Consider the following 7041-nt stretch of genomic DNA (forward strand, 5'->3'; position numbering starts at 1 on the left):
AGCGCCAAGCGCCAAGCGCCAAGCACCAAGCGCTAAGCTAGAAGCTCGAAGTGGCTTCCGGCTTTGAAGACGAGCGGTGTTTGTCTGTGATAGAATTTACGGCTAAGCACCCTTGGATTTTAGTCATGCTTGAACACATAAAAATTGTATTAGTCAACACCTCGCACACCGGTAATATTGGCTCAGCTGCCCGTGCCATGAAAACTATGGGGCTGAGCGAGTTATGGCTCGTTGACCCCGTTAACCCCATTGATGAGCAAGCGATGGCCCTAGCGGCGGGTGCCAAAGATATTTTAGAACAAGCAAACACAGTGGCTACCTTAGCAGAAGCGGTAGCAGACTGCGGTTTAGTCATCGGTACCAGCGCCCGTTCTCGTACTTTATCTTGGCCCATGCTAGATGCCCGAGAAGCCGGTGAAAAAGCGATTTTAGAAGCCCCGCAACATAAAGTCGCCTTGGTATTTGGCCGAGAGCGCACCGGCTTGAGTAACGATGAGTTGCACCAGTGTCATTTTCATGTCGCCATTGCAGCTAACCCCGACTATAGCTCGTTAAATCTGGCCATGGCAGTACAAACGCTAAGCTACGAAACCCGCATGGCGTGGCTTGCCACACAATCTCAAGCTGCTGATATTGCATCATATGAAAGCGAGTCTTACCCGTTATCGCAAGATTTAGAGCGCTTTTACAGCCATTTAGAAGAAACGTTATTAGAAACTGGCTTTATTATTAAGCCTCATCCGGGGCAGGTAATGACTAAGTTACGCCGCTTATTTAACCGCGCGCGGCCTGAAGATCACGAGTTAAATATCTTGCGCGGCATTCTTACTTCAATCCAAAACCCGGGGCGCAAAAGCAATAATAATAGTTGAGTGTTTTAGTCAGGTTAATACTTGACTGAAATAGTCGGGTATGGCAATCTTGTGTCATATCAGTAAGGGGTTAATGACATGAGATTAACATCAAAAGGGCGTTACGCAGTAACGGCTATGTTAGATGTCGCTTTGCATGGCGACGCAGGCCCTGTATCACTTGCTCACATCTCTGAGCGACAGGGCATTTCTCTGTCTTACCTCGAACAATTGTTTGCCCGTTTACGCAAACATGGATTAGTGAGCAGTGTACGTGGCCCAGGCGGTGGTTATCGGTTAGGGCTAGAGCAAGCAGATATTTCTGTGGGGGCCATTATTGTCGCCGTAGATGAATCTGTTGATGCCACCAAGTGTCAAGGTAAAGGGGATTGCCAAAGCGGTAATCAATGCCTAACCCACTCACTGTGGTGTGCCTTAAGTGATCGCATTAGTGATTTTCTGGAAGGAATAAGCTTAGCCGAGTTAGTAAGCCAGCAAAGTGCACGGCGAACAACAGCACCAGATCATGATCTTAGTCTGTTAACGCTCGATTAACTGAATCAATATTTTTATAACGTTTTATAAAAAAGTGTGTTTAATGTCGATGACAAGACTGCCGATTAGAGCAGCGTCGTAATGGAGAATATAATGAAACTGCCCATTTACCTCGACTATGCGGCTACCTGCCCGGTAGATCCTCGCGTTGCCGAAAAGATGATGCAATGCCTTACCCCAGATGGTATTTTCGGTAATCCCGCTTCTCGCTCCCACCGTTTTGGTTGGCAAGCAGAAGAGCAGGTTGATATTGCCCGAAACCAAATTGCCGACCTAATTAATGCCGACCCTCGTGAGATTGTGTTCACATCAGGTGCAACAGAATCTGATAACCTGGCTATTAAAGGGATTGCTAATTTTTATAGCAAAAAAGGTAAGCACATTATTACCTCCAAAACCGAGCATAAAGCGGTATTGGATCCCTGCCGCCAGTTAGAGCGTGAAGGGTATGAAGTCACCTATCTTGAGCCGCAGCCTAATGGCATATTTACCCTAGAACAAATTGAAAATGCCTTGCGTGAAGACACCATTTTGGTAAGCATCATGCACGTTAATAATGAAACGGGCGTTATTCAAGACGTGAAAGCTATTGGCGAGCTGTGCCGCAGCCGTAAAATTATGTTTCATGTTGATGCGGCACAAAGTGCTGGCAAAATCGACATCGACGTAAAAGATATGAAAATCGATTTGCTGTCTTTATCTGGCCATAAAATTTATGGGCCTAAAGGCATTGGCGTATTGTATGTATCACGCAAACCTCGGGTGCGCTTAGAAGCACAAATGCACGGTGGCGGACACGAACGTGGTATGCGCTCTGGTACCTTACCCACTCACCAAATTGTGGGCATGGGTGAAGCGTTCCGTATCGCTAAAGAAGAAATGCACGCCGAAGGTCAGCGCATTGAAACCTTGCGCAAGCGTCTTTACGATGGCGTAAAAGGCATTGAAGAAGTTTACGTTAACGGTGATTTAGATCAGCGCGTGCCAGGTATTTTCAATATTAGCTTTGCTTATGTTGAAGGTGAGTCTTTGATTCTGGCACTAAAAGATTTAGCCGTATCATCAGGATCTGCTTGTACATCAGCCAGCCTAGAGCCGTCTTATGTATTGCGTGCCTTGGGCCTTAATGATGAATTAGCACACAGCTCAATTCGCTTTAGTATTGGACGCTTTACTACAGAAGCAGAAATTGATTACACGATAAAGCTGGTCAATGATGCCATCGATCGTCTGCGTGACATGTCTCCATTGTGGGAAATGTTTAAAGACGGAATAGATTTAGATCAAGTTGAATGGGCACACCACTAAGGTGATGCAACCATAGAAGCAAGGGTGAGGAAATAATCATGGCTTACAGCGAAAAAGTAATAGATCACTATGAAAACCCCCGTAACGTAGGCGGTTTTGATAAAAACGATACCAGTGTTGCAACCGGTATGGTGGGCGCACCAGCTTGTGGTGACGTAATGAAACTGCAGCTGAAAATTAACGACGCAGGCATTATTGAAGATGCTAAATTTAAAACCTACGGTTGTGGCTCTGCCATTGCGTCTAGCTCATTGATTACCGAGTGGGTAAAAGGCAAAAATCTAGAAGAAGCGGCCAGTATCAGCAACACCGATATTGCCGAAGAGCTAGCACTGCCTCCCGTAAAAATTCATTGCTCTATTTTGGCAGAAGATGCCATTAAAGCCGCAATTGATGATTACAAGCTAAAGCAAGAACAAGCGTAAACGGAGACACCATGGCGATCACCATTACCGATGCAGCTGCACACCGAGTGCAGACCTTTTTAAACAGCAGAGGCAAAGGCCTTGGCCTGCGTTTGGGCGTAAAAACGTCCGGCTGCTCTGGCATGGCTTATGTACTTGAGTTTGTTGACGAACTGTCAGAAGGCGACCAAGTGTTTGAGCATGGCGAGGTAAAGGTGATCGTCGATAGCAAAAGCTTGGTGTATTTAGACGGTACCGAACTCGACTTTGCCAAAGAAGGCTTGAACGAAGGCTTCAAATTCAACAACCCCAATACCAGTGGGGAATGTGGTTGCGGCGAAAGCTTTAACGTTTAAGGACGCAGCATGAACTACTTCGAGCTGTTTGGTTTAACGCCTGCGTTTGCCCTTAATGGCCAAGCGTTGGCTGAAACGTATCGAACACTGCAAATGCAGTTTCACCCCGACAAATTTGCCGCTCATCCCGAGCGCGAGCGTCTTCAGGCGGTGCAAAGCGCCGCCCATATCAATGACGCTTTTACTACGCTTAAACATCCCCTTAGTCGCGCCGAATATCTGTTATCTTTACAAGGCGTAGAGCTACATGCTGAGCAGCAAACGCTGAAAGATCCTGAATTTTTGATGCAGCAAATGGAGTGGCGTGAGCAATTAGCAGATATTAACGATGCAGAAGATATCTTTGCCGCTATTATGGCCTTTGATCAGCAGTTGCAACAAGCAACTGCAGAGTATTATGCCGAGCTTGAACAGCAATTAATTGCAGAGCAGCTACCAGAGGCCGCCGATACGGTACGTAAACTTAAATTTATGACTAAGCTGCAGACCGAACTCGAACGTTTGGAAGATGCGCAGCAGGAATTCTAACCCTAATGGCATTATTACAAATATCTGAGCCGGGCCTAAGCGCGGCTCCTCATGAGCACAAATGGGCGGTCGGCATCGACTTAGGCACCACTAACTCCTTAGTGGCCATAGTGCGCAGCGGCACTCCCGAAACTTTAGTTGATGAGCAAGGGCGTGACTTATTACCTTCTGTAGTGCACTACACCACAGAAGGTTTACGTGTTGGGCACGATGCCAAACACGAAGCCGACCAAGATCCCCAACATACTATTTCTTCTGTTAAACGGCTGATGGGTAAGGCGCTAGCCGATATTCCCACGCACCGTTTACCTTATGCTTTTCGTGATACCGACAGTGGCATCATAGAGCTAGACACCCCTCAAGGGCCGGTCAACCCAGTACAAGTCTCAGCAGAAATATTAAAAGAATTGAATGAGCGTGCCGAGCAAAGTCTAGGTAATCCTATTCAAGGCGCGGTGATCACGGTACCTGCTTACTTTGATGATGCCCAGCGCCAAGGCACCAAAGACGCCGCTCAATTAGCCGGCTTGCAAGTACTGCGCTTATTAAACGAACCGACCGCTGCCGCCATTGCTTACGGGTTAGACTCGGGGCAAGAGGGCGTGATTGCGGTGTTTGATTTAGGCGGGGGTACCTTTGATATCTCTATCTTGCGCTTACATCGTGGCGTGTTTGAAGTATTAGCCACCGGTGGTGACTCAGCCTTAGGGGGTGACGACTTTGACCATGCCGTGGCTGATTGGATTCAACAGCAAGCCCAAGTAACTGAGCTTAACCCGACTCAGCAGCGCAACTTGCTTGATGTCGCCTGCACCGCTAAGCAAGCACTCACCGACAATGACAGTGTCGATATTGCATGGCAAGGGTGGCAGGGCAGCTTAAGCCGCGCCGACTTTGATGCGCTTATTACTCCTTGGCTTAATAAAACCTTAATGGCCTGTCGCCGCGCACTAAAAGATGCCGGAGTTACGGCCGCTGAGGTACAAGAAGTGGTGATGGTAGGGGGGTCTACCCGTGTGCCATTGGTGCGCCAACGGGTAGGGGAATACTTTGCTGCAGAGCCCTTAACCAGCCTAGATCCCGATAAAGTCGTGGCCATAGGTGCCGCTATTCAGGCAGATGTGCTAATTGGTAATAAGCCTGACAGTGATATGCTGTTGCTCGACGTCACGCCTTTGTCTTTGGGCTTAGAAACCATGGGCGGCTTGGTTGAAAAAGTGATCCCGCGCAACACCACTATTCCGGTGGCGCGCGCCCAAGAGTTTACCACCTTTAAAGATGGTCAAACCGCCATGGCGATTCATGTGGTGCAGGGTGAGCGAGAGCTTGTGGATGATTGCCGATCATTGGCGCGCTTCAATCTTACCGACATTCCGCCTATGGCAGCAGGAGCGGCCCATATTCGAGTGACCTTTCAGGTAGACGCCGATGGCTTATTATCGGTGAGTGCCATGGAAAAATCTTCAGGTGTGCAAGCTGATATAGAAGTGAAGCCTTCTTACGGCTTAAACGAAGGTGATATCGCAACCATGCTTAAGGCATCGTTTGAGCACGCCAAAGAAGACATAGATGCCCGTATGCTGGCCGAGCAAAAAGTAGAAGCGGCACGGGTCATTGAAAATATTATTGCAGCACTGAATCAAGACGGCGACGCATTGCTCAATGATAAAGAGCGAGCAGACATTATTGCTGTGGTTGAATCTTTACAACAAAGTGTTACAGGTAGCGATGTGGCCGCCATTAAGCTCGCCATAGAGCACACAGACAAACAAACGGCTGAGTTTGCTGAACGACGCATGGATGCCTCCATACGTCGTGCCTTGGCCGGACAACGTGTAGATAAGGTGTAACAATGCCAAAAATTGTATTTTTGCCTCATCCCGAGCTGTGCCCAGACGGTGCAGAAATTGAAGCCAAATTGGGTGAAACCGTACTGGATGTCGCCTTGCGTAATGGCATCGATATTGAACATGCCTGTGAGAAATCCTGTGCTTGCACTACTTGTCATGTGATTGTGCGCGAAGGCTTCGATTCCATGGAAGAAAGCTGCGAGCTAGAAGACGATATGCTTGATAAGGCGTGGGGCTTAGAGCCCGACTCTCGCCTAGGTTGCCAAGCACAAGTAGTAGACGAAGACTTGGTTATCGAAATTCCTAAATATACCCTTAATATGGTATCGGAAAGCCAGTAGGCAAGAGAGGGCACATGAGTCTTAAGTGGACAGACAGTCAGGATATAGCACTGGATTTACTCGAAGCCTATCCTGATACCGATCCTAAAACAGTACGTTTTACTGATTTGCATCGATGGATTTGTGAGTTAGAAAACTTTGATGACGATCCTAATGCCTCCAACGAGCAGATATTAGAAGCCGTGATCATGATCTGGATGGACGAGTTCGACGATTAACACACCCGATTAAACGCGCAATAAATAGCCCCCAAGCCTAAGCCTGGGGGCTATTTTTTTGCATCTTGGGTTTGGTAGTGTCGCAGCGCTATATATGCACAGCGGTAGCAGAGCCAAATGTAGGGTCGACTTCAGTCGACCAAAACCATTGTACGGCATAAAAGCGGTCGAATAAATTCGACCCTACAAAGGCATTCACCGTGAGTTACGTGGCAATCCATTTAACAAGTGGCGCGCAGCGGCACGTCTTACAACCCTTTGCCACGCTAATAATTGTAAGGCGGACGGGCTAACATAAATCAGTAAGGTGTAAGGAGGAAGAGATAAAACCTAAAAGATAGCTTGAAGCGGGAAGCTAGAAGCTTAGAGCGAAAAGAATGGATTGCTTCGCTGCGCTCGCAATGACCCAAGTTTTTGGATCTTCCAGCTTCCGGCTTCAAGCATCCAGCTTTGTTTTAAGTGTCGTCCCCCTCACGCCTCACAGGTTTATCTTAGCCAGTCTACTTTGCAGTCATTAAAATCAGTGGCGCGCAGCGGCACGTGTTAAAGCTTTTAAGTGCTGTAAAGGGTGAGGAGTGAGGAGGACGAGATAAAACCTAAAAGATAGCTTGAAGCGGGAAGCTAGAAGCT

The 7041-nt window shown here is 47.7% G+C and carries 9 protein-coding genes; all 9 read left to right on the forward strand.

Going from position 1 to position 7041, the window contains the following annotated elements:
* Nucleotides 1–125 precede the first annotated feature (125 nt).
* The 9 genes from trmJ (at nucleotide 126) to iscX (ending at nucleotide 6411) form a co-directional block, all read left to right on the forward strand.
* Nucleotides 126–872 (forward strand): tRNA (cytosine(32)/uridine(32)-2'-O)-methyltransferase TrmJ, encoded by a 747-nt coding sequence (gene trmJ / locus ACTHY5_RS06955; protein ID WP_441878118.1) that lies wholly within the window; start codon nucleotides 126–128, stop codon nucleotides 870–872.
* A gap of 78 nt (nucleotides 873–950) precedes the next feature.
* Entirely contained in the window at nucleotides 951–1406 is a 456-nt protein-coding gene (gene iscR / locus ACTHY5_RS06960; RefSeq protein ID WP_441878105.1) for a Fe-S cluster assembly transcriptional regulator IscR, read from the forward strand.
* 93 nt (nucleotides 1407–1499) lie between these two features.
* Complete coding sequence (locus tag ACTHY5_RS06965; protein WP_441878107.1) at nucleotides 1500–2714, forward strand: IscS subfamily cysteine desulfurase; 1215 nt, start codon at nucleotides 1500–1502, stop codon at nucleotides 2712–2714.
* A 38-nt stretch (nucleotides 2715–2752) separates the two neighbouring features.
* Nucleotides 2753–3139 (forward strand): Fe-S cluster assembly scaffold IscU, encoded by a 387-nt coding sequence (iscU, locus tag ACTHY5_RS06970; protein ID WP_441878108.1) that lies wholly within the window; start codon nucleotides 2753–2755, stop codon nucleotides 3137–3139.
* Between the two features lie 11 nt (nucleotides 3140–3150).
* A complete protein-coding gene (iscA, locus tag ACTHY5_RS06975) occupies nucleotides 3151–3474 on the forward strand; it encodes an iron-sulfur cluster assembly protein IscA (protein ID WP_441878109.1) in 324 nt (107 codons plus the stop codon).
* Between the two features lie 9 nt (nucleotides 3475–3483).
* The gene (gene hscB / locus ACTHY5_RS06980) at nucleotides 3484–4002 is read left to right on the forward strand and encodes a co-chaperone HscB (protein ID WP_441878111.1); all 519 of its coding nucleotides are present in this window, start codon (nucleotides 3484–3486) and stop codon (nucleotides 4000–4002) included.
* A 5-nt stretch (nucleotides 4003–4007) separates the two neighbouring features.
* Complete coding sequence (hscA, locus tag ACTHY5_RS06985) at nucleotides 4008–5852, forward strand: Fe-S protein assembly chaperone HscA (protein ID WP_441878113.1); 1845 nt, start codon at nucleotides 4008–4010, stop codon at nucleotides 5850–5852.
* A gap of 2 nt (nucleotides 5853–5854) precedes the next feature.
* On the forward strand, nucleotides 5855–6193 hold the full coding sequence (gene fdx, locus ACTHY5_RS06990; protein ID WP_441878115.1) for an ISC system 2Fe-2S type ferredoxin: 339 nt from the start codon (nucleotides 5855–5857) through the stop codon (nucleotides 6191–6193).
* A gap of 14 nt (nucleotides 6194–6207) precedes the next feature.
* Nucleotides 6208–6411, forward strand: coding sequence for a Fe-S cluster assembly protein IscX (gene iscX, locus ACTHY5_RS06995; RefSeq protein WP_441878117.1), 204 nt, complete (start codon nucleotides 6208–6210; stop codon nucleotides 6409–6411).
* Nucleotides 6412–7041: the final 630 nt, after the last annotated feature.

The organism is Oceanisphaera sp., assembly GCF_052084945.1.
Classification (GTDB): Bacteria; Pseudomonadota; Gammaproteobacteria; order Enterobacterales; family Aeromonadaceae; genus Oceanimonas.